The sequence below is a fragment of the Sphingobacterium spiritivorum genome (genome assembly GCF_016725325.1).
Classification (GTDB): Bacteria; Bacteroidota; Bacteroidia; order Sphingobacteriales; family Sphingobacteriaceae; genus Sphingobacterium.
The window spans coordinates 2,151,465-2,171,856 of sequence record NZ_CP068083.1 but is presented as its reverse complement, the minus strand read 5'-3'; the positions used below and the strand labels follow the sequence as shown (position 1 = coordinate 2,171,856).

Sequence of the window (20,392 nt, the reverse complement as noted above, 5' to 3'; positions counted from 1 at the left end):
ATGAAAAAAAGTATACTTTATATTCTTATCCTGGGCTTTATCCTCACCTCCTGTAATGCCCCTCGTCAGGTCTATCGTGCAAATACATTTTCAAAAGCCGCTGTTGTAACGGCACACCCTCTTGCCTCCGCTGTAGGCGTAACGATCCTGAAAGCCGGTGGAAATGCCGTAGATGCAGCTGTAGCTGTGCAATTTGCACTAGCTGTGGTGTATCCCAATGCAGGTAATATCGGTGGAGGAGGTTTTATGGTCTACAGAGACCATAAAGGTGCTGCCAGTGCTTTGGATTTTCGGGAAAAAGCTCCTTCCAAAGCCACAGAAAAAATGTATCTGGATGCTAACGGCAATGTGATTGAAAATCTGAGTGTATACGGACATTTAGCGGCTGGCGTACCCGGATCTGTGGCAGGTATGGCAGAAGCCCATAAAAAATACGGTAAACTAGCATGGTCCGCTCTCTTAGCTCCGGCAATAGAACTTGCTGCGAAAGGTTTTCGTATTACTGAAAAACAAGCCAACGAATTCAATGAATATAAAAGCAGTTTTCAAACATACAATCCACAGGGTGCACCTATACTGAAAGAACAGACCTGGAAAAAGGGAGATCTTTTTGTACAGAAAGATCTGGGAGAAACATTACAACGTATATCAGATCTGGGACGTGATGGATTTTATAAAGGAAAAACTGCTGATCTGATTGTTTCTGAAATGGAGCGTGGCAAAGGAATAATAACGCATACCGATCTCCAGAATTATGAAGCCATCTGGCGCACTCCGGTTACAGGCTATTACAGAGGGAATAAGATTATCTGTATGCCTCCTCCATCCAGCGGAGGGCCGGCACTTGTCGCCTTATTACAATCGGTGGAACAGTTTCCGTTATCAAAATGGGGATTCCAATCCGACTCTGCGGTGCGGGTTATGGTAGAAGCCGAACGCAGGATATATGCAGACAGAGCGAGGTATCTCGGAGACCCTGATTTTATAAAGGTGCCCGTTGCAGAACTGACCGACAGTATATTCAATGCCGATCGTATGAAAAATGTTGACTTGTCAAAAGCTACATCCAGCTCCGCTGTCCGGGCCGCACAGTTTCCGGGTTATGAGTCTGAAGAAACGACGCACTTCAGTATTGTTGATAAAGATGGAAACGCTGTTTCGATTACCACCACACTCAATGCTTCGTACGGCTCACGCGTATTTGTTGCAGGAGCCGGATTTCTGCTAAATGATGAGATGGACGATTTTTCAGTCAAGCCGGGAGTTCCTAATATCTATGGCCTGGTAGGTGGAAAGGCGAATGCTGTACAGGCAAATAAAAGAATGCTGAGCTCCATGACACCGACTATCGTCGAAAAAGAGGGTAAATTGTATATGGTCGTCGGCACACCCGGCGGATCTACGATCATGACTTCTGTATTTCAAACTCTCCTGAATGTAATCGATTTTGGTCAGAATGCACAGCAATCGGTAAATTCTTCACGATTCCACCATCAGTGGCTACCCGATCAGATCGATGTCGAAAAAGATGCATTATCTCCTGCTGTACGTCAGAAACTGGAACTGGACGGATATAAAATTTCTTCACGGGGACGAATAGGACGTGTAGAAAATATTATTGTACTGCCTAACGGCAAACTCCAGACAGGAGCAGATCCCCGGGGAGATGATACGGCAATGGGCTACTAAAAACTATCCCCTTTACCACATAAGATGATAAAGGGGATAGCTATTTATAAAAAAATCCTCTTTTACTATTCCTCTTCATCCAGATACTTCTGATCAATCTGTTTATTTGCCTTTGCACCCAGCTCTTTCAGGTTCTCGACCCGTCTGATGATATTTCCGGCACCGGTACCTAATTTTTTTGTAGCCTCCTGGTGACGCTCCATTGCACGTTGTAATTGTCCTTCTACCTGTTGCATATCCTGCAGAAAACCAACAAACTTATCATATAATGCACCCGCTTCACGGGCTATTTCCAGGACATTCCGGGTCTGACGCTCCTGCTTCCACATACTGGCTATCGTTCGCAGCGTAGCAAGTAAGGTGGACGGACTCACAATGACAACTTTCCGGTCCCATGCGTCACTAAACAGATCCGGCTTTTCCCGCACGGACATACTCAATGCAGATTCTATCGGCATAAAGAGCAAAACAAAATCCGGCGACTGAATCTGGTATAACTCATGGTAGTTTTTGGCAGAAAGTTCCCGTACGTGATTTTCTACAGATTGTATATGCTGTCTGGCAAACACTCTTTGCTCCTCCTCTGACTCCGCATTCACCCATTTCTCATAAGCGACCAGTGATATTTTAGCATCTACAATGAGGTGTTTATCATCGGGAAGATCAATAATAGCATCCGGCTGCAAGCGTTTTCCATCCTCATCGGTAACAGAGGCCTGCAACCGAAATTCCTGATCTTTGAGCAGACCGGAACGTTCCAGAACCCGCTCCAGAATCACCTCTCCCCAGTTACCCTGCTTTTTGCTATCCCCTTTCAACGCTCGTGTCAGGTTATTGGCTTCATTACGGATCTGCATACTCTGCTGCATCAACTGTTCAACCACTCCTTTGAGCACATTTCTTTCCGCAGATTCATGCTGATATGTCTTTTCAACTTTCTCTTCGAAGGTTTTGATTTTCTCTTTCAACGGATCAAGCAGGAGCGTGATACTGCTATGGTTCGTTTCTGTAAATTTTTTGGTCTTCTCTTCAAGAATCTGATTAGCAATATGCTGAAACTCCAGATTAAATTGTTTTTTCGTCTCTTCTATTTCTTTCTTCTGCCCTTCCAGCTTCTCCTGCTGTGCCTGCAAATAGGCATGAGCACTTTCCAGCGCACGGTCACTTTTCAGCCTTTCGCCACGCTCTTTCTCCAGTTCCTCTTTCAGGTCTGCACGCTCGCCGATAAGATTTTCTTCACGTTGCTGACTGCGGGCTAATTCCAGAGCCATTTCCTCCTTCTGATATCGTAACTGCTCATAATCTTCCTTCCCGGAACCCTCTTTACGCTTCAAGAATAAAACCACAAGCACAATTGCCAACAGCACTATAATCGTCACTAACATCCACTCCATACTATTTCCTGATATAAAAAATGGCCTTTGCAGACCATCGATTTGTATATTATTTTTATAATTGAATTACTGCAATTTCTGATGAGTCCTCCACCACAGATCAGGCATCTCTCCGGATACGGCCAACTGATAATCCTCGTACCGGCAAGGAACCAGATAGTAGCGCTCGTTGACTGACTTGCTACCAAAGTAAGGCACCTGAATCCACCAACGGTCTGATTTCTTACTTTTCACAAATACCAGCTCGTGATCCATGGATTCCAATGTGGTCCGGTAGATTATATAAGATGCCTTAGGTACTAAAGGAGCATCCTGCTTGCGGTTATAATAACCATCTACAAAACACCATATCATCTGGGAAACTAACATAGCAGTCTGCTCACGCGGGTCATACTTGGGATTAAACTCATAAAACCCTACAGAACTGCATTTGTCTGACATACCGGCATAGCGGGCCAACTGACAAGCCTCATCCCCAAAGAGACCATTGGGATTGGTATTGGCATTTCCACAGGCCTCAGAAGAACGGATAGCACCGATATCAAAACTGACCATATCTGCTGCACGGATCAACGGCTCAGACTGATCCATTTTACCGGCTATAGCTCCTACACGCGTGGCATTAAAGAATAATTTGTCATACATATTGACAGATTCCTTACTGACCAGATATGTTTGGTATGCGATATTATTGAGGTTGAAAAGATAATCCGGCTGATGCAGAATAATATGATTCAAAAATGTCTGGGAATTAAGCGGAGTGTCCTCTACCTGTTCCTGATCGAGATCAAACCGGGGATCTATGACAGCCACTTCAACACGCTGTTCAAGATTCTCGTAAGCCATATATTGAGCATATGTAAGATCATGCCCGCCACCGATAATAATGGGTACAATCTCCATTTTTACCAGTTCTTCCACAACAGATTTAACAGCAAAATAAGTATCACGAATGGTATTACCTGCTTTAATATTGCCCAGATCAGCAATCTTTATTTTGTAATCACCCTGATAAAGCTGATACAGGTGTTTACGTACTTCATCCGGAGCCTGGGCAGTTCCGGCATTGTTCACCGCTCCTCGTTCTTCCTCTACACCGAAAATAACCAGTTGAGGTTTTTCTTCTCCTTCCAGCTCCGGAAAACTTTCTTCAAAAGCGACAATACTGTCACCAAACTGAGATTTGTAAAAACCATCTTTCGCAGAGAATTGATTAACGGAAACAGGAGAAAAGAATACGGATAAAGACATAAAGTTATTATTTTACCTACAATATTTAACAAATTGTGTGAAACAATGTAGGGAGTATTTCGCAAATATCCATTTATTAGCTTACTTTTGAAAACATTATTTTATCAACACCCTTAAACCGTGATATTAGTAACCGGAGGAACAGGATTTTTAGGATCGACACTTATCAAGCAGCTCATCGACGAAGGTGTCGCTGTGGTGGCGACTAAAAGATCAGAATCTGTCATTCCCGAATACTTAAAATCATCTTCCCTTATTCAGTGGGTGGACGCTGATATTAACGACTATTTTGCACTTGAAGAAGCTTTTGAAGGTATTTCCTATGTATTTCATTGTGCAGCAATGATTTCTTATCAGCCAAAGGATGCTTCGCAAATGATGAAAGTCAATATAGAAGGCACCCGCCATATCGTCAACCTCTGTCTGCAAAATAATGCCAGACTTGTGCATGTGAGCTCTATTGCAGCATTGGGCACAAGCAAATCAAAACAACCTGTAACAGAGCAGGACAAATGGGAATATGATTCCAAAATATCCAAGTATTCGCTTTCTAAATATGAAAGTGAACTTGAAGTATGGAGAGGCGTTGTAGAAGGACTGGATGCTGTCATCGTAAATCCTTCTGTAATTATAGGTGCTACCGCAGGCAAAAAAGGCTCTGGAGCGATTTTTTCGATGGTAGAGAAAGGTTTGAAAGTTTATCCGACCGGAAGTGTGGGAGTAGTCGATGTCGAAGATGTCGCAAAACTGATGATCATGCTGATGAATAAAACCGAAATCTCCGGAGAACGTTTTATTCTAAACACCGAGAACCTGACAAATAAAGCGCTGCTGGATCGTATCAGTATACTGATGCAGAAGCCGGAGCCTACCATAGCTGCATCACCAACGCTGCTGAGCATCGCATGGCGGGCGGCAAAATTCGTCTCCTTCTTTAACAATAAACCACCGGCAATCACCAAAGATTCTGCACGGGCTTCATCCGCAAAGCTGGCTTATTCCAATAAAAAAATTATTGAGGCTACTCAATACAGCTTCAAGCCGCTGGACGAAACACTCAAAGAAATTACCTCAACATATCAAACTAAAACCGAATAAACAGTGAAAAACTATTACATCATTGATTTTGACAGTACATTTACGCAAGTCGAAGCCTTGGATGAACTCGCTAGGATATCACTAGAAGGCCATCCTGATCAAGAAAAGATTTACCAGCAGATCGAAGGTTACACCAATCTGGCAATGGAAGGTAAAATCTCCTTCCGTGAAAGCCTTGCAGGAAGAATCAAACTGCTGAAAGCAAACAAAAGTCATCTCGACAAACTTGTATCCCATCTTAAGAAGAAAGTTTCCCGTTCATTCAGCCGAAACCGTGAGTTTTTCAATCAGAATTCGGATACAGCATGGATCGTCTCAGGAGGCTTTAAAGAGTTTATTATACCCGTGGTCACACCTTACCATATCAAGAAGGAAAATATCTACGCAAACACCTTTAAATTTGATCAGGAAGGAAATATCATCGGCTATGATGAAAACAATCCGCTTTCAGATGAAGGTGGTAAGGTGAAATTATTGCAGGAATTAAAAATCGACGGACGTATTTTCGGTATCGGTGACGGTTATTCGGATTTTCAGCTGAAAGAATCAGGTCTGATTGAAAAATTCTTCGCATTTACTGAAAATATAGCCAGACAAAGTGTTACTGAAAAAGCAGATCACGTGACACCAAGTTTTGATGAGTTTCTGTATGTGAATGATCTTCCCAGAGCAATATCATATCCTAAAAACAGGATTTTATGTCTTATTGTAGGTGATGTACCTGAAATAGCTGCACATATCCTGAAAAGAGACGGGTTTTCAATCCGTATAAAAGACAGTTTTGAGGAGAAATATACCAAAGATGTGGGTATGCTACTTTTGGGTCCGGATGTAGATGTATCCGATGAACAGTTGAGCCGGGCAGATAAGCTAAAGACAATAGGTTTTCTGGGTGACATCAGAGGGCACATCAGTAAAAATATCTGCAACGAAAAGGGAATTGTGGTATTTGATGACAAAAAAGGTAAAAAAAGAAATTCGGAGTTCATTCCAAGAAGAATGGCCGATTTCATTAATAACGGAGATACAGATCAGAGCCGTAATTTTCCAAACCTCATTTTACCGAAATTAAACAAAGCCCACCGTCTGCTCCATATTCACAAAAACGTGCCAGGTGTAATGGCCCAGATTAATAATATATATGCAGAAAACAACATTAACATTGTTGCTCAGTTTCTGATGACACGTGGGGAAATCGGATATGCAGTCACGGATCTGAATGTTGAATATGAAAAAGAGCTGATCAAACAGCTCAAAAAAATAGATAACACCATCAAATTCAGAATATTATATTAATAAAAAGAGAGGGCTTCTAGAAGCCCTCTCTTTTTTAAACGAATAACTGACAGCTATATTATTAGATTCCTGCAACAGTTGGTCTTAGTTGCACATTATCTCCCGGACTCAAAATAAATAATATGTTGCGGTGTAATACAGCAATCCAGAGCGATATCATATGGATCTACATCCGTTATCTTTTCCACAGGCTCAAAAAAAGAAAGTCCTATTTTCTGCACATCGGGACGACACTTCTTCAGAAACCGATCATAAAATCCTTTACCATATCCTACCCTGTTTCCGGTCTGATCACAGATTAATAAAGGAACCAATACCATGTCGAGCAACTTTTCATCCACAGGAGTGCCGGAGATAGGTTCAGGAATGCCCCACTTATTTTCAACATAGGTCGTCGTATTATCTAATAAATAGTGAGACATCGAATGGTCTTCAGCATGGCTCTGCGAAACTACCAGCCTGACGGAAGGTAAAGTATCCTGTATCCAGCTTATAAAGAGAAGTGTATCAGGTTCCTGATTACGACTGATCGGTAAGTAGACATGACAATACTGACATTTTGACCAGTCCATTTTCTTTAAGAGTCCCAGAAGCCGATGATTAAACGCACGAAGTTCATTCCCTGACAGTTGCTGACGCTCCAAACGGTAAAGTTGTCTTAATTCTTGTTTAGTCATAATAGTTACGTTCAAAAAAAACGGCCTTGCAGCTGGGAGCTAACAAGACCGAATAATCAACCTAAACCTAAAATCTTTATTTATTTGACACGCTCGATATAATCACCAGTCTGCGTATCAACTTTTACTTTATCTCCCTGATTAATAAAAAGAGGAACTTTAATCTCTACTCCAGTCTCTACAGTTGCGTTTTTCAAGGCATTGGTAGAAGTATCTCCTTTTACTGCAGGCTCTGTATATGTAATTTCTAATTCCACACTTTTTGGAGCCTGTGCCATAATTGCTTCATCACTTTCGAATGCCACAATTACACTCATACCTTCTTTCAAGAATCGTGCCGAAGTACCAAACAAAAATTTAGGAATATTAAATTGTTCGTATGTACTGTTATCCATGACCACATAAAATTCTCCGTCTTCATACAGATACTGGTAGTCGTTGGTTTCTACGCGTGCAATTTCTACAGCCTCATCCACCCGGAAACGGTATTCAACCAGTTTGCCGGTTTTCACATTACGCATTCTTGCCTGATAAAAAGCACGCAAGTTTCCCGGAGTACGGTGTATATATTCTTCAACAGCAACTAATTCACCATTGAAACGAAGGACATTTCCACTTTTTACGTCAGATGCTTTTGCCATGTTACTTCTTTTGTTTTTTAAGACGACAAAACTACAAAAATTCTTGCTGTTTATAAAAATTAAGGACAAGAAAAATAGTTTGAATTTTGAAAAGGACTTTTCATGACACTCTCTATACCGTATACGAGGTTCAGACAGCCTCTGTCTTTTTATAATCGCTTATGCTGATATGCTGATCACAAAAACCGTATTCCTTTACCTGATTAGAGCAGACAATTAACAGGCGGTCCTCACTCATTGTTCTTTCTATCAGTTCCAGATACCAGGCTTCTCCCTTTTCATCCAAATTGCTGGTGGGTTCGTCCAGAAATACAAGTGCCGAATCTGAACAACACGCTAATGCCAGTTTAACCCGCTGCTTCATCCCGGAGGAGAAATAGCGAATTTCTTTATTGACAGATCCATTCAAGCCTAACAGATCTAACAGGGATTCCTGGTCAAATCCTTTTTGAAAATTTTTGAATTTGAAATGAAAGGCTATCATTTCATGAAGAGTGAGGTCTTCTATCAATTCTACATAAGGTGCCGCAATAGATAAATGCTGAAAAATCCGGTCTACTGCCACCTCTGCTCCCTCATGATGATAGGTAATCTTCCCTTCAGATGGAGTCAGATTACCACACAAAACTTTCAGTAAGGTAGACTTTCCGGATCCGTTAGGCCCAAGTACGGCATACTTATGTCCAACAGAAAAGGTATAATCGATATGCCTGAAAATCCAGTCACGATTATACCTCCTCCCGATGTCTTGCAGTGTTATCTTCAAAACACTATATACTTTGATTATACGATTATAAACTTGCTCTTCCCTGACCAAATCCTTTGATAATACCTCTATTCGAGTTACGAACGAACGTAAGGATTTCGTCTCTGGTTTCAGTAGCTTTAAATTCCGTTTCCACAATATCCAGTGCTTTGGAAAGATTTCCGTTCTGGATAAAAAGAACCCGGTAAATACCCTGGATTTCGTTTATCTGCTCGTTTGAGAATCCTCTTCTGCGAAGTCCCACAGAATTAATACCAGCATAGGTAATAGGCTCACGTGCGGCTTTGATAAACGGTGGAACATCTTTACGCACCAATGAACCTCCTGAAACAAAGGCATGTGAACCAATTTTCACAAACTGATGTACAGCGACCATACCGGCCAGTACAACATGGTCTCCAATGGTAATGTGACCAGCAAGCGTACTGGAATTGGAGAAAATACAGTTGTCACCGATTATACAATCATGGGCAATATGGCTATAGGCCTGTATCAGACAATTCTTGCCAATCACCGTTTTATACCGGTCTTTTGTTCCTCTGTTGATCGTGACACACTCTCTGATAGTCGTGTTATCGCCGATCTCAGCTACCGTAACTTCTCCTTCGAATTTGAGATCCTGCGGTTCTCCTGAGATAACAGCACCCGGATATATTTTACAGTTTTTTCCTATGCGTGCACCATTCATAATGGTCACATTAGACCCAATCCAGGTCCCCTCTCCGATTACAACATCCTTATGGATCGTAGTAAAAGGCTCTACAACAACATTTTGGGCTATCCGTGCCTCAGGATGTATATAAGCTAAAGGCTGTATCATCTTACTTTACTTTTACAATTTGAGCCATTAGCTCTGCCTCACTAACAATTTTCTCTCCTACCATTCCTATGCCCTTCATGCGCGCGATACCTCTGCGTATTGGTTCCATAAGGTCACAACGGAAAATAATAGTATCACCCGGAGCAACCTGGTTTTTGAATCTTGCATTTTCAATTTTCAGGAACAGCGTCAACCAGTTTTCAGGATCAGGAACAGTATTTAACACAAGGATTCCTCCTGTCTGTGCCATAGACTCAATCTGCAGAACACCCGGAAACACTGGTGATCCCGGAAAATGTCCCATAAACAAATCTTCGTTCATAGTTACATTCTTAAGCCCTACTACATGGTTTTCTGTCAATTCCAGAATTTTGTCAACCATCAAAAATGGCTGACGATGGGGTAATATATTCATAATCTGCACTGTATCGTATACAGGCGTCATATTCGGATCGTAAACCTTTACATGTTTACGGTTTTTCTCTTTATTAATAACGGCTCTGATCTTTTTTGCAAAAGCAACATTAGCGGCATGTCCGGGACGTGCTGCCATAATGTGTCCTTTCAGCGGGCGACCTACCAAAGCCAGATCACCGATCATATCTAAAAGTTTGTGTCGGGCCGGTTCGTTCTGATAACGAAGCTGAATATTATTCAGGATACCTTCATTTGCTACATCGATATCATCACGGTTGAATAAATGCGCAAGTTTATCCAGCTCTTCTTTATCGACATCTTTATCTACAATAACAATTGCATTGGAAAGATCACCACCTTTAATAAGGCCGAGATTGACCAGTGTCTCTAACTCATGAAGAAAACAGAAGGTACGTGAAGCTGATATTTCTCTTACAAATTCACCGATATTACTAACAGAAGCATGTTGACTTCCAAGAACCGGCGAATTAAAATCAATCATACAGGTAAGACGGTAGCCATCCAGAGGCATCGCTACAATCTCAACCTTACGGTCTGTTTCTGAATAATGGATATTAGATTTGATCTCATAAAAATCTCTGTCTGCATCCTGTTCCTGAAAACCTACCTCTTCAAATAATTTGACAAACGGAGAAGAACTTCCATCCAGAATAGGCACTTCAGGTCCGTCAATATCAATCAAAACGTTGTCAATCTGTAAACCAACAAGGGCAGCCATCAGATGCTCAATGGTGCTGACACTAGCTCCATTCTGAGAAATGGTGGTACCACGAGAAGTATCTGTTACATTGTCCGCATCTACAGCGATAACGGGAGCACCTTCGACATCAACTCTTCTGAACTTATACCAATGGTATTCAGGAGCAGGCTTGATCGTAAGGGTAACAGATTTTCCAGTATGCAAACCAACACCTGAAATCGAGACTTCAGACTTGATGGTTCTTTGTTTTACATTCATATCTAACATTCGGTATTAAGCAATATTGAGTTTTCTTTTTGTTTATTTTATATTTTGCATCTGCAGCAATTGCTCTAACTCTGAAATTCTTTTTTCCAGTTCAGGCAATCTTGCATAAATGACTTGTGAACGCAATTGAGATTGATAAGGAGTGGCTGGTGAACCTCCCCATTTTTTTCCAACCACTGTAATGGATCGATTAATTCCCGATTGTGCCTGCACCTGCGACCGGTCTGCAATAGTGATATGTCCCACCACACCAACCTGTCCGCCCAGTACGACATGTTCTCCTAACTTGGTACTTCCTGATACTCCTGTCTGTGCAGCAATAACAGTATTCTTGCCGATCTCCACATTATGAGCGATCTGAATCAGATTATCCAGTTTAACTCCCTGACGTATAATAGTAGATCCCATAGTCGCCCGGTCGACAACTGTATTAGCTCCTATCTCGACATCATCTTCAATGATTACATTTCCGATTTGTGGGACTTTACTATAGGTACCATCCTCCTGCGGGGCAAAACCAAATCCGTCACTCCCGATCACAACTCCGGCATGAATGACAACATTACTGCCAATAATACAGTCTGAATATATTTTTACTCCGGGAAAAAGTGTTACATTATCACCGATCCGTACATTATCTCCAATATAAACATGCGGATATACCTTAACCTTTTTACCTAAAGAAGTATCTTTTCCGATGTAAGAAAAAGCACCTAAATACTCATGCTCCCCAATACTGGCTGAATCATGTATAAAAACAGGCTCTTCTCTTCCCGAACGATCCTGCTTCATCAGATTGTAATAAGACAACAACTCAGAAAAAGAGGAATATGCATTCTTCACGCGTATCAATGTGCAGGAAACCTCACTTAAGGGTGTAAAGTCTGCATTTACAATTACGATGGAAGCATTTGTTGTATAGATAAAGTTTTCGTACTTCGGATTCGCTAAAAAGGAGAGATCGCCGGACTGCGCCTCTTCAATTTTTGCCAATTGGCTCACTACAACATCTGGATTACCTTCGATATTGCCTTTCAATAATGTTGCTATTTGTTGCGCAGAAAATTGCATTGTACAAATGTATGCCTTTTTGTTAATTTTTCTTTAAGTTTTTACTTTATCCGGGGATATCCAACCTCTTTTGGGTATGAAATCGCAAATTTTCGTACTTTCCGGGCCAAAGCTTCCAGGTTTGAAAGATCCGACGCCTCCGTTATATCTTTTAGCTCTCCTTGTTTATCCACAATCTTTATTCCGCCCTGCGAGGGGCTGTAAGCGCTATTCTCCACTTCCTGCATAAAAACAAAATACTCCAGTTCGTCTTCTGTAATTCCAAAGTGATCAATCACAGCCTGATTCAAAGCTTCCAGTGCCTGTTCTGAAAATGGTTCATTGCTCATCACTGTCCTAAACAGATCTCTGGCCATTAATTTCCTGCACAGCATGCTCAAGATTCTATCTTCATGGTCTGCCCATGTTTTAATAGCCGACATAATATCGGTATCATCCAAACGAGTAAACCACTGTAAATGTGACTCGTCCTGCAAAAAATTATCTTTGGTTATTCTGTTTTTCAAAAAATGAGAGAATGCCGGTGTAGCAAATAAGTCTACTCCCTGATCACTCAAAGCCTTTGCTCTCTTCAATGCCTTAATAAGCATCTGCTCTGCACCGATAACAGTTTTGTGCAGATATACCTGCCAGTACATCAGCCTTCGGGCGATCAAAAACTTCTCTACCGAATAAATTCCCTTCAATTCCACAACCAGTTCATCATTATGCACATTCAGCATTTTGATAATCCGGTCAAAAGAGATAACTCCTTCAGATACTCCTGTAAAAAAACTATCCCTGTTCAGATAATCCATCCGGTCGGTATCCAGCTGACTGGAAACCAGTTGATGAAAAAACTTCCTTTCGTATTTATTATTGAAAATAGTAATCGCCAGATCCAGTTTGCATCCAAATTCGGCATTCATTCTATCCATCAACAAAGAAGAAAGCATCTCATGCGATACGCCTTCTATAATAGTATGTTCCAGGGAATGTGAGAAAGGACCATGCCCGATATCATGTAACAGGATTGCAACTAAAGCGGCCTCTTCCTCTTCAATAGAAATTTGGACTTCTTTACTTCTTAAGGTATCGATTGCCAGAGACATGAGGTGCATAGCCCCTATAGCATGCTGAAAACGGGTATGTAAAGCTCCGGGATAGACCAGATGAGTCATACTCACCTGCTTGATATAGCGCAGTCTTTGAAAATAAGGATGCTGAATAAGGTCAAATACACATCCTGAAGGAATCGTAACAAATCCATAAACCGGATCATTGACTATTTTTCTCTTATTCAATGTAGATTGCACGTATATACTTACTTATTTAAAAAATAATCTGAGCGAAATAAAATTAACCCCTTCTGATATGTATTAAGGAAGTGGTAAATACTATTATCTTACGAAGCTAAGATAGTGCAAAGATACGGAGTTGCCCGTTAAGAAATGTTAAAAAACAACAAATAAAGTCCTGAAAGCAGTAAGTTCGTAACTCTATGACAAATCGATTGTTATAATTTTGATTATATTCTACATACATTTGGAGTAATTTTGAATCCTTCACAGCATCCAATGTATTCGGTTTGTGATTATCAATTAAGAAAATTCTCATGCAAAAAACACATATACTTTGGGCAGATGATGAAATTGAATTTCTGAAGCCCCATATTCTGTTATTAGAAGAAAAGGATTATAAGGTAAAAACCGTCAACAACGGTCACGATGCTGTCGAGGCTTTTAAAAATGAACCCTTCGACCTGGTATTTCTCGATGAAAACATGCCCGGACTTACGGGGTTAGAAACATTAGCCATATTAAAGTCCATCAATCCTTCCATCCCTACCGTACTGGTTACCAAAAATGAGGAAGAGCATCTCATGGAAGATGCTATAGGCAGCAAGATTGATGATTATCTGATCAAACCGGTCAACCCGAAGCAGATACTTATGACGATCAAAAAGTTCACAGAGAACAAAAGACTTGTGAGTGAAAAAACATCTATGGCTTATCAGCAGGATTTTCGGAATTTGGGTATGATCCTCAATGATAATCTGGATGTACACCAATGGACAGATGTGTATAAAAAACTGATATACTGGGAACTTTCACTCGAAAAACTGGAAGATTCCAATATGCACGAAATTCTGACTATGCAGAAATCCGAGGCAAATGCTTTATTTTCAAAATTTATTGAGAAAAACTATATCAACTGGATCAAAAATCCGGATGAAGGACCTGTATTCTCACACCAGTTGTTTAAGAAAAAAGTATTCCCAGGAATGCAGGAGAATAAACCTACTTTCTTTTTCCTGATTGACAACTTACGCTATGATCAATGGAAGATCATTAATGATATCATTACAGATTATTTCCGCCTGGATGAAGAAGACCACTACCTCAGCATTCTGCCAACTGCCACCCAATATGCACGAAATGCAATATTCAGCGGATTAACACCACTTGAGATGGAAAAGAGATTCCCAAATCTTTGGCAAAATGACGAAGACGAGGGAGGAAAAAATCTGCATGAAGACAAATTTCTGGCAGATCAGATAAAAAGACTTTACCGCAGGGAGATCAAACATACGTATCATAAGATATTAACATTGGAACAGGGGAAAGATATTTATGAAAATGTCAACAACCTGATGCAAAATGATCTGAACGTATTGGTTTATAACTTTGTGGATATGCTTTCCCATGCGCGTACAGATATGGCTATGATCCGCGAACTGGCTAATGATGAAGCGGCATACCGTTCTCTTACGCTTTCCTGGTTTGAACACTCACCGTTGCTGGAAACACTAAAATGGTTGTCTCAACGCAATGTAAGAGTTATCATCACCACAGATCACGGAACTATCCGGGTCAAAAAGCCAAGTAAAATAATCGGTGACCGTAATACAAATACCAACCTGAGATATAAACAGGGGAAAAACCTGAATTATCAGGACAAAGATGTATTCGTGATCAAAAATCCCCATGATGCTCAATTGCCAAAATTACATGTAAGCTCAACTTTTGTATTTGCAAAAGAGGATATCTACTTTGTATATCCTAACAATTACAATCAGTTTGTCAATTACTTTCACGGCACATTCCAGCATGGAGGCATCTCTCTGGAGGAAATGATTATCCCGTTTGCAACCTATTCGTCCAAATAAGTATTTTTGAAACATGAAATTGCATGTTCAAAATTTATCTGAATTACCCGGAGCTGCCAGCGAAATACTTTCTGTATTTGCGGATACCCGGGTGTTTCTTTTGTATGGAAGTATGGGAGCCGGGAAGACAACCTTTGTGAAGGCTATCTGTGAGCAACTCGGCGTCACGGACAGTACTTCCAGCCCGACCTTTTCTATAGTAAACCAATACAGTTATCCCCAGGGCAATGTTTATCATTTTGATTTCTACCGAATAAAAGATGAGCAGGAAGCCTTTGATATGGGATATGAAGAATACTTTTATTCCGGTGATTATTGCTTCATCGAATGGCCGGAAAAGATACCCAATCTGCTGCCGGAAGAAGCCAAAGCTATCTATATTGAGGCCATCGACGAACATACGCGCAGTATTGAGATAAAATAAAACATTAAAAATCAGGTTATTAAATTAATTTCCTGATTTTTTTTATATCCTGACGCAACCCTTTAATCCTAATCCACGTCTTCTTTATAACAAACCGATAACAACCTTGAAACAACATGACATTGATGAAGTATGGAAAAAATGTAAAACGGGAGAGCGAAAGTCGCAATCATTGCTATATCAACACTTTGCTCCCAGAATGTATGCCGTATGTCTACGCTACGCCGTAGATACTTTAGAAGCCGAAGATATGTTGCAGTCAGGATTTATAAAAGTATTTGCCAAACATCAGCTCTTTGACGAGAGAGGACCACTAGAAGGCTGGATACGACGGGTAATGGTGAATACGGCTATAGAGATTCACCGGAAAAACAAAGTCAGCTTTTGTGACATTGATGATAATCTGCAGGCGCACATGCTTAAGAGTTCTATCGGAACAGATCAATCCGCTTATCAGGATCTTATGCAGTTGATCAAACAATTACCTGTGGGGTACAGAACGGTATTTAATCTTTACGCTATAGAGGGCTACACACATCAGGAGATTGCAAAATCTCTCCATATAAGTGAAGGAAATTCGAAATCGCAGCTATCAAGAGCCCGCACATGGCTTAAAGATAAACTGCAAAAACTGGAGGAAACAGAAAGATGACAGATAAAGAACTGGATAAACTCTTCAGGGACCAGCTTGAGAACATGGAGTCAACACCAAGTCCGGATATATGGGACAGGATAGAACAACAGCTGCCCAAAGAAGAAGTTACGATCAAAAAAAGAAATATTTATCCGCTCTGGAGATGGTCAGCCGCAGCCGCAATTGTAGCGACAGGGATATTTTCGACCTGGTATTTTCAGCAGAATGAACAAAAGGCTGAACGTCTTACTCAGCATAGCGCTATACCCCAGCAGGAAAAAGAACGAAGTACGTCAGACGTTGAATCCATACTATCAGATCCGATTCTGGCAGAGAGAAAGGATAATGAAAGGTTAGCAGTTGTGCAGGAGAAACCAAGTAAAAAAAAGGGAGATATACCAGGAGAGGTTACTGAGCGCCCGGAGCAGATGGAAGTAAGTACAGCACATGAAAATTCTCAGCTGCTGACTTTAAGTCTGCAGCAGATGGACACCGTACCTCATCAAATTTCGTTACCGGATCCGACAAACAGTGTAACGGATGTACCGCCACTGAAAGCATTAATAGAAAGTCCGGAAGTAGAGGAAACGATGATGGCAATCCATGAACCTGAGAAGCAGAAAACATTTGGTATCGGAACTATCCTCAATTCATTGATAGGGAAGGCGGACAGATCAGATGGTAAAAAGCTACACTTTGATACAGATGAAGAAGGATCTCTGAGCATTCAATACATCACAAAGAACAGAAAGAAAAATAAATAATAACAATTAAAGACAAATCACATACTATATGAAACCAATCCATATCTTAACCATTAGCTGCCTGCTTTTATTTTCAGGCATGCAGGCGCTAGCACAAGAAGCTGACTCTACAAAAACTGAAGAAGCACGCCCGTCAGCTAAAACACACAAACATTCCTATACCTTAGGAAAAGGGGATAAAGAAACACATATTGTATATCCCAGAACTTTTTATGGAATTACTTTCGCACGGGTAGACTGGGGATTTTCCAGAATAATAGATAACGGCAGTTTCACACTCTCAGATGACAACCAGTTTCTGAATTATAAAAAAGGGAAAACGACTAATTTCGGCTTTGATGTTGCCCAGTTCGGCGTAAGGATGAATGACAATTTCAGAATGTATATTTCTACTGGTTTTGAATGGAATTACACACGATTAAAAGAAAACGTCATATTGAAAAAGAATACTACACCTCTGGATTATGAAATACTAGATAGAAATGAGGTGAATATTGAGAAAAACAGATTAACATCTACTTATCTACGCATTCCATTAACCTTTGAGTTGCGAAGCAGAAAAATGGCCAATGGAGACCGGTTAAAAGTAGCATTCGGTCCTATAGGTGGAGTTTTACTGAAAGGATCTCAACGTCTTAAAAGTGAAGAAAACGGAAAGCAGAAATTCAGAGACGATTATAATCTTCAATCCTTTCAGTATGGAGCTTTCGTAAGAGCCGGGTTCCGTGATGTTGGTTTCTTCACCAAGTATTATTTCAATGATGTTTTTGAAAACAGTCCGAACCAGAAAGGTCTTAATAATTTCACATTTGGCTTAACCTTATTCCTATAATTGATTACCCCATAAATAAAACGTAATTTTGTGTCGGATTTTAAATTAAGATCCGACACTTTTATTTTTATGCAAGAGCTCTCATCCTGTCAATTTATCCCTTCAGATGTACAACAGCCCGGATTACCTTTGGTATATGGGGAAAATGTTTCCTGTATTTTTGAGAACAAAGAAAAGATTGTTGCGGTAGATCACGTTAGCTTCAGTGTTAACGAAGGGGAGATCACTTCTATCATCGGGGAATCGGGAAGCGGAAAGAGTACATTGCTTAAGCTAATATACGGTCTACTCGAACCACAATCCGGATCGATTCGTTACCGGGGGTGGCTAGTACCTACACGAAAGGACAAATTAATACCGGGACATCCGGCTATGAAGCTGGTCTCGCAGGGTTTTGATGATCTTAATCTGTATGCTAAAGTATGGGATAATGTGGCTTCGCAACTTTCCAATACCAATCTTCAACGTAAACAGGATAAAACACAGGAAGTACTCGAAAAATTAAATATCGCCCATCTGGCGAATCAGCGGGTAGCAGATCTTAGCGGTGGAGAAAAACAAAGAGTAGCCATTTCTAGAGCCTTGATTAACGAACCGGAGGTGCTGTTGATGGACGAACCGTTCAATCAGGTAGATGCCGCTTTCAGAGACAATCTGCAGCAGGACATCAAACAGATTGTAAAAGAGACCGGACTTACCGTTATCCTTATTTCCCATGATCCTGCAGAAGTACTTTCGCTATCAGACAGATTAATGGTCATGAAAAAAGGTAAGATTGTAGATCAGGGAAGTCCGGAAGAATTATATTATCATCCTACACACTCTTACACAGCACAATTGCTGGCAAAGAGCAATCTCCTGTCTCCGGAACAGGCGGCGATATTAGGCATTCAAACTACACAGCAAATCGCAATCCATCAGGAATGGATCAAAGTTCAAAGAAATGCTTCCAGTTCGCTGCAGATTAAAGATGTGCGCTTCCGAGGATTCTATAATGAACTCACGGTAGGCAATGATCAATTGTCCCTGCACCTCATTGATCACCCTATTTCTGCTATTGAAAGAGGTACAACCGTTGAGATAGCTATTGACAAGTATATCAGTTTCTGATTATTTGGCTAATTCGGATTCCAAAACAGTCAGGAGATGCTTAAACTCTTCTTCGGTATAGCCGATTGACTGATACACTACTTCTCCTTTTTTATTTAGGATGACATTACGCGGAATCCCTGTATCGGCATATTTGGAAAAGATCTCTCTTTTCAGATCCGGAAAAACAGGAAACGTATACTGCTGTTTGCTCATAAAAGGATCTAATTTATCCCAGCCTTCTTCTCTCGCAAATACCAATAAGGAAAAATCTGTACGAGCCTTGTACTTTGCCCATATTTCTTTCTCCACTCTGGGCAACTCTTGTCTGCAGGGAGGACACCAGGTAGCAAAAAAATTGATCAGAACAACTCTGCCTTTCAGCATGTTTATGTCTTTCCGTTCTTCTTTTTTATCTTTCCATTCAAAAGCCGGAGTTTGTTCTCCAACCTTTACTTTCCATTCCTGTCCGGATACAGGAACAGATATTGTCAATATCAATAATAGAATAAGTTGCTTCATGTTATTTTAATTTTTCCAGCCAGGCCAGGCAGGAAACTAACCACTTTACTTCACTTGTTTTATTGTTCAGTCCGAATCCATGCCCGCCATTTTCGTAAGTAAACACTTCATTGGGAATCTTATATTTTTGTAATGCCCGCTGATAGCGATACATATTTTCAACAGGTACTGCCTTATCATCTTTTGCGCTCATCAGAAAAGCGGGCGCAGTATTTTTATCAACCTGGAGTTCATTGGAAAATAAGATCTCATCTTCTTTGTCAGGGTTCTGACCTATCAGATTTTTACGGGATCCGGCATGTGTAATGGTGGTATCCATAGAGATCACAGGATAACACAGAATCGAAAAGTCCGGCCTGAGATCTGTATGCATATCATTTGCAATATATGCCTTTCTATAATGTGTGGACAATGTAGAAGCTAAATGACCGCCTGCAGAGAAGCCCATTACACCTAACTTGTGAATATCTACTCCCAGCACCTGCTGATTCTCCCGGATCAGTTGCATAGCGCGTTGTGCATCCTGTAGCGGGCCGATCTTCTTATCTTCCATAATCTGATCACTGGGTAACCGATACTTTAATACAAAAGCTGTATAGCCATTCTTATTCAATTCACGCGCCACATCATGACCCTCATGCCCGATGGCCACATGGGCATATCCACCTCCGGGTATGACTAATATTCCGACGTGCTTATCTGCGACAGTAGGTTTATAGATAAATAATTCAGGAATATTTTTTTGATATTCTTCACTATTTTCCCCTTTACTGTTTGGAATTCCGTCCGGATAAAGGGGAATTTTTTCCTGAGCTACAGCACGCAAAGCAATCATCAATACAAGATTTATTACCATTAAGATTTTCATAGA

At 40.8% G+C, this 20,392-nt stretch carries 21 protein-coding genes and 1 pseudogene; 10 read left to right on the top strand and 12 right to left on the bottom strand.

Going from position 1 to position 20,392, the window contains the following annotated elements; all coding sequences use genetic code 11:
- Positions 1-1,689: a gamma-glutamyltransferase gene (gene ggt, locus I6J02_RS08940; protein WP_201681371.1), complete on the top strand. Its 1,689-nt coding sequence runs from the start codon at positions 1-3 to the stop codon at positions 1,687-1,689.
- Positions 1,690-1,754: 65 nt separating this feature from the next.
- Here ggt and rmuC read toward each other — a convergent pair whose 3' ends face one another.
- Positions 1,755-3,083: a DNA recombination protein RmuC gene (gene rmuC, locus I6J02_RS08935; protein WP_201681370.1), complete on the bottom strand. Its 1,329-nt coding sequence runs from the start codon at positions 3,081-3,083 to the stop codon at positions 1,755-1,757.
- A gap of 66 nt (positions 3,084-3,149) precedes the next feature.
- Positions 3,150-4,334 carry a formimidoylglutamase gene (locus I6J02_RS08930; protein ID WP_201681369.1) on the bottom strand — a complete coding sequence of 395 codons (1,185 nt, stop codon included), beginning with the start codon at positions 4,332-4,334 and terminating at the stop codon, positions 3,150-3,152.
- A 120-nt stretch (positions 4,335-4,454) separates the two neighbouring features.
- On the opposite strand from I6J02_RS08930, the gene I6J02_RS08925 reads away from it, so the two are divergent.
- Positions 4,455-5,432, top strand: a complete 978-nt coding sequence (locus I6J02_RS08925; RefSeq protein ID WP_201681368.1) for an SDR family NAD(P)-dependent oxidoreductase — start codon at positions 4,455-4,457, stop codon at positions 5,430-5,432.
- Positions 5,433-5,435: 3 nt separating this feature from the next.
- Positions 5,436-6,728 carry an HAD-IB family phosphatase gene (locus I6J02_RS08920; RefSeq protein WP_201681367.1) on the top strand — a complete coding sequence of 431 codons (1,293 nt, stop codon included), beginning with the start codon at positions 5,436-5,438 and terminating at the stop codon, positions 6,726-6,728.
- A gap of 95 nt (positions 6,729-6,823) precedes the next feature.
- Here I6J02_RS08920 and I6J02_RS08915 read toward each other — a convergent pair whose 3' ends face one another.
- From I6J02_RS08915 to I6J02_RS08885, 7 genes are all read right to left on the bottom strand, one after another.
- The gene (locus I6J02_RS08915; protein WP_201681366.1) at positions 6,824-7,405 is read right to left on the bottom strand and encodes a 5-formyltetrahydrofolate cyclo-ligase; all 582 of its coding nucleotides are present in this window, start codon (positions 7,403-7,405) and stop codon (positions 6,824-6,826) included.
- An 80-nt stretch (positions 7,406-7,485) separates the two neighbouring features.
- Positions 7,486-8,046 (bottom strand): elongation factor P, encoded by a 561-nt coding sequence (efp, locus tag I6J02_RS08910; protein ID WP_201681365.1) that lies wholly within the window; start codon positions 8,044-8,046, stop codon positions 7,486-7,488.
- A gap of 130 nt (positions 8,047-8,176) precedes the next feature.
- Positions 8,177-8,812 (bottom strand): ABC transporter ATP-binding protein, encoded by a 636-nt coding sequence (locus I6J02_RS08905; RefSeq protein WP_201681364.1) that lies wholly within the window; start codon positions 8,810-8,812, stop codon positions 8,177-8,179.
- Between the two features lie 25 nt (positions 8,813-8,837).
- Positions 8,838-9,632, bottom strand: a complete 795-nt coding sequence (gene lpxA, locus I6J02_RS08900) for an acyl-ACP--UDP-N-acetylglucosamine O-acyltransferase (RefSeq protein ID WP_201681363.1) — start codon at positions 9,630-9,632, stop codon at positions 8,838-8,840.
- A gap of 1 nt (position 9,633) precedes the next feature.
- Complete coding sequence (locus tag I6J02_RS08895; RefSeq protein ID WP_201681362.1) at positions 9,634-11,028, bottom strand: bifunctional UDP-3-O-[3-hydroxymyristoyl] N-acetylglucosamine deacetylase/3-hydroxyacyl-ACP dehydratase; 1,395 nt, start codon at positions 11,026-11,028, stop codon at positions 9,634-9,636.
- Between the two features lie 42 nt (positions 11,029-11,070).
- Positions 11,071-12,108: a UDP-3-O-(3-hydroxymyristoyl)glucosamine N-acyltransferase gene (gene lpxD, locus I6J02_RS08890; RefSeq protein ID WP_201681361.1), complete on the bottom strand. Its 1,038-nt coding sequence runs from the start codon at positions 12,106-12,108 to the stop codon at positions 11,071-11,073.
- A gap of 41 nt (positions 12,109-12,149) precedes the next feature.
- Complete coding sequence (locus tag I6J02_RS08885; protein WP_236582379.1) at positions 12,150-13,391, bottom strand: HD domain-containing protein; 1,242 nt, start codon at positions 13,389-13,391, stop codon at positions 12,150-12,152.
- A gap of 311 nt (positions 13,392-13,702) precedes the next feature.
- Here I6J02_RS08885 and I6J02_RS21940 point away from each other — a divergent pair.
- Positions 13,703-13,987 (top strand): annotated as a pseudogene (locus I6J02_RS21940) (response regulator); the annotation flags it as partial.
- A gap of 305 nt (positions 13,988-14,292) precedes the next feature.
- On the opposite strand, the gene I6J02_RS21935 reads toward I6J02_RS21940, so the two are convergent.
- Complete coding sequence (locus I6J02_RS21935; protein ID WP_409590542.1) at positions 14,293-14,412, bottom strand: YSIRK-type signal peptide-containing protein; 120 nt, start codon at positions 14,410-14,412, stop codon at positions 14,293-14,295.
- On the opposite strand from I6J02_RS21935, the gene I6J02_RS21930 reads away from it, so the two are divergent.
- The 6 genes from I6J02_RS21930 to I6J02_RS08855 all read left to right on the top strand — a co-directional run bounded on the left by I6J02_RS21930 (position 14,372) and on the right by I6J02_RS08855 (position 19,020).
- Positions 14,372-15,256 (top strand): PglZ domain-containing protein, encoded by an 885-nt coding sequence (locus I6J02_RS21930; protein WP_411028017.1) that lies wholly within the window; start codon positions 14,372-14,374, stop codon positions 15,254-15,256. The two genes, I6J02_RS21935 and I6J02_RS21930, sit on opposite strands and share 41 nt — an antisense overlap.
- 13 nt (positions 15,257-15,269) lie before the next feature.
- Positions 15,270-15,680: a tRNA (adenosine(37)-N6)-threonylcarbamoyltransferase complex ATPase subunit type 1 TsaE gene (tsaE, locus tag I6J02_RS08875; RefSeq protein WP_201681358.1), complete on the top strand. Its 411-nt coding sequence runs from the start codon at positions 15,270-15,272 to the stop codon at positions 15,678-15,680.
- A gap of 106 nt (positions 15,681-15,786) precedes the next feature.
- Entirely contained in the window at positions 15,787-16,332 is a 546-nt protein-coding gene (locus I6J02_RS08870) for an RNA polymerase sigma factor (protein ID WP_201681357.1), read from the top strand.
- Entirely contained in the window at positions 16,329-17,078 is a 750-nt protein-coding gene (locus I6J02_RS08865; protein WP_201681356.1) for an anti-sigma factor, read from the top strand. Before I6J02_RS08870 ends, I6J02_RS08865 begins: the two co-directional genes overlap by 4 nt.
- 28 nt (positions 17,079-17,106) lie before the next feature.
- Positions 17,107-17,910, top strand: coding sequence for a PorT family protein (locus I6J02_RS08860; RefSeq protein ID WP_236582378.1), 804 nt, complete (start codon positions 17,107-17,109; stop codon positions 17,908-17,910).
- Positions 17,911-17,979: 69 nt separating this feature from the next.
- Complete coding sequence (locus I6J02_RS08855) at positions 17,980-19,020, top strand: ABC transporter ATP-binding protein (protein ID WP_201681355.1); 1,041 nt, start codon at positions 17,980-17,982, stop codon at positions 19,018-19,020.
- Here I6J02_RS08855 and I6J02_RS08850 read toward each other — a convergent pair whose 3' ends face one another.
- Together I6J02_RS08850 and I6J02_RS08845 are read right to left on the bottom strand one after the other, a co-directional pair.
- Complete coding sequence (locus I6J02_RS08850) at positions 19,021-19,521, bottom strand: TlpA family protein disulfide reductase (protein WP_201681354.1); 501 nt, start codon at positions 19,519-19,521, stop codon at positions 19,021-19,023. It abuts the gene before it with no gap.
- 1 nt (position 19,522) lies between these two features.
- Positions 19,523-20,389, bottom strand: coding sequence for an alpha/beta hydrolase (locus I6J02_RS08845; protein ID WP_201681353.1), 867 nt, complete (start codon positions 20,387-20,389; stop codon positions 19,523-19,525).
- Between the last annotated feature and the right edge of the window lie 3 nt (positions 20,390-20,392).

Coding starts and splice junctions, on each gene's coding strand:
- I6J02_RS08845 (WP_201681353.1), bottom strand. CDS start 20,389: ATGAAAATCTTAATGGTAATAAATCTTGTATTGATGATTGCTTTGCGT.
- lpxA (WP_201681363.1), bottom strand. CDS start 9,632: ATGATACAGCCTTTAGCTTATATACATCCTGAGGCACGGATAGCCCAA.
- I6J02_RS08930 (WP_201681369.1), bottom strand. CDS start 4,334: ATGTCTTTATCCGTATTCTTTTCTCCTGTTTCCGTTAATCAATTCTCT.
- lpxD (WP_201681361.1), bottom strand. CDS start 12,108: ATGCAATTTTCTGCGCAACAAATAGCAACATTATTGAAAGGCAATATC.
- I6J02_RS08860 (WP_236582378.1), top strand. CDS start 17,107: ATGAAACCAATCCATATCTTAACCATTAGCTGCCTGCTTTTATTTTCA.
- I6J02_RS08915 (WP_201681366.1), bottom strand. CDS start 7,405: ATGACTAAACAAGAATTAAGACAACTTTACCGTTTGGAGCGTCAGCAA.
- rmuC (WP_201681370.1), bottom strand. CDS start 3,083: ATGGAGTGGATGTTAGTGACGATTATAGTGCTGTTGGCAATTGTGCTT.
- I6J02_RS08895 (WP_201681362.1), bottom strand. CDS start 11,028: ATGAATGTAAAACAAAGAACCATCAAGTCTGAAGTCTCGATTTCAGGT.
- I6J02_RS08855 (WP_201681355.1), top strand. CDS start 17,980: ATGCAAGAGCTCTCATCCTGTCAATTTATCCCTTCAGATGTACAACAG.
- I6J02_RS21930 (WP_411028017.1), top strand. CDS start 14,372: ATGCAGGAGAATAAACCTACTTTCTTTTTCCTGATTGACAACTTACGC.
- ggt (WP_201681371.1), top strand. CDS start 1: ATGAAAAAAAGTATACTTTATATTCTTATCCTGGGCTTTATCCTCACC.
- I6J02_RS08865 (WP_201681356.1), top strand. CDS start 16,329: ATGACAGATAAAGAACTGGATAAACTCTTCAGGGACCAGCTTGAGAAC.
- efp (WP_201681365.1), bottom strand. CDS start 8,046: ATGGCAAAAGCATCTGACGTAAAAAGTGGAAATGTCCTTCGTTTCAAT.
- tsaE (WP_201681358.1), top strand. CDS start 15,270: ATGAAATTGCATGTTCAAAATTTATCTGAATTACCCGGAGCTGCCAGC.
- I6J02_RS08850 (WP_201681354.1), bottom strand. CDS start 19,521: ATGAAGCAACTTATTCTATTATTGATATTGACAATATCTGTTCCTGTA.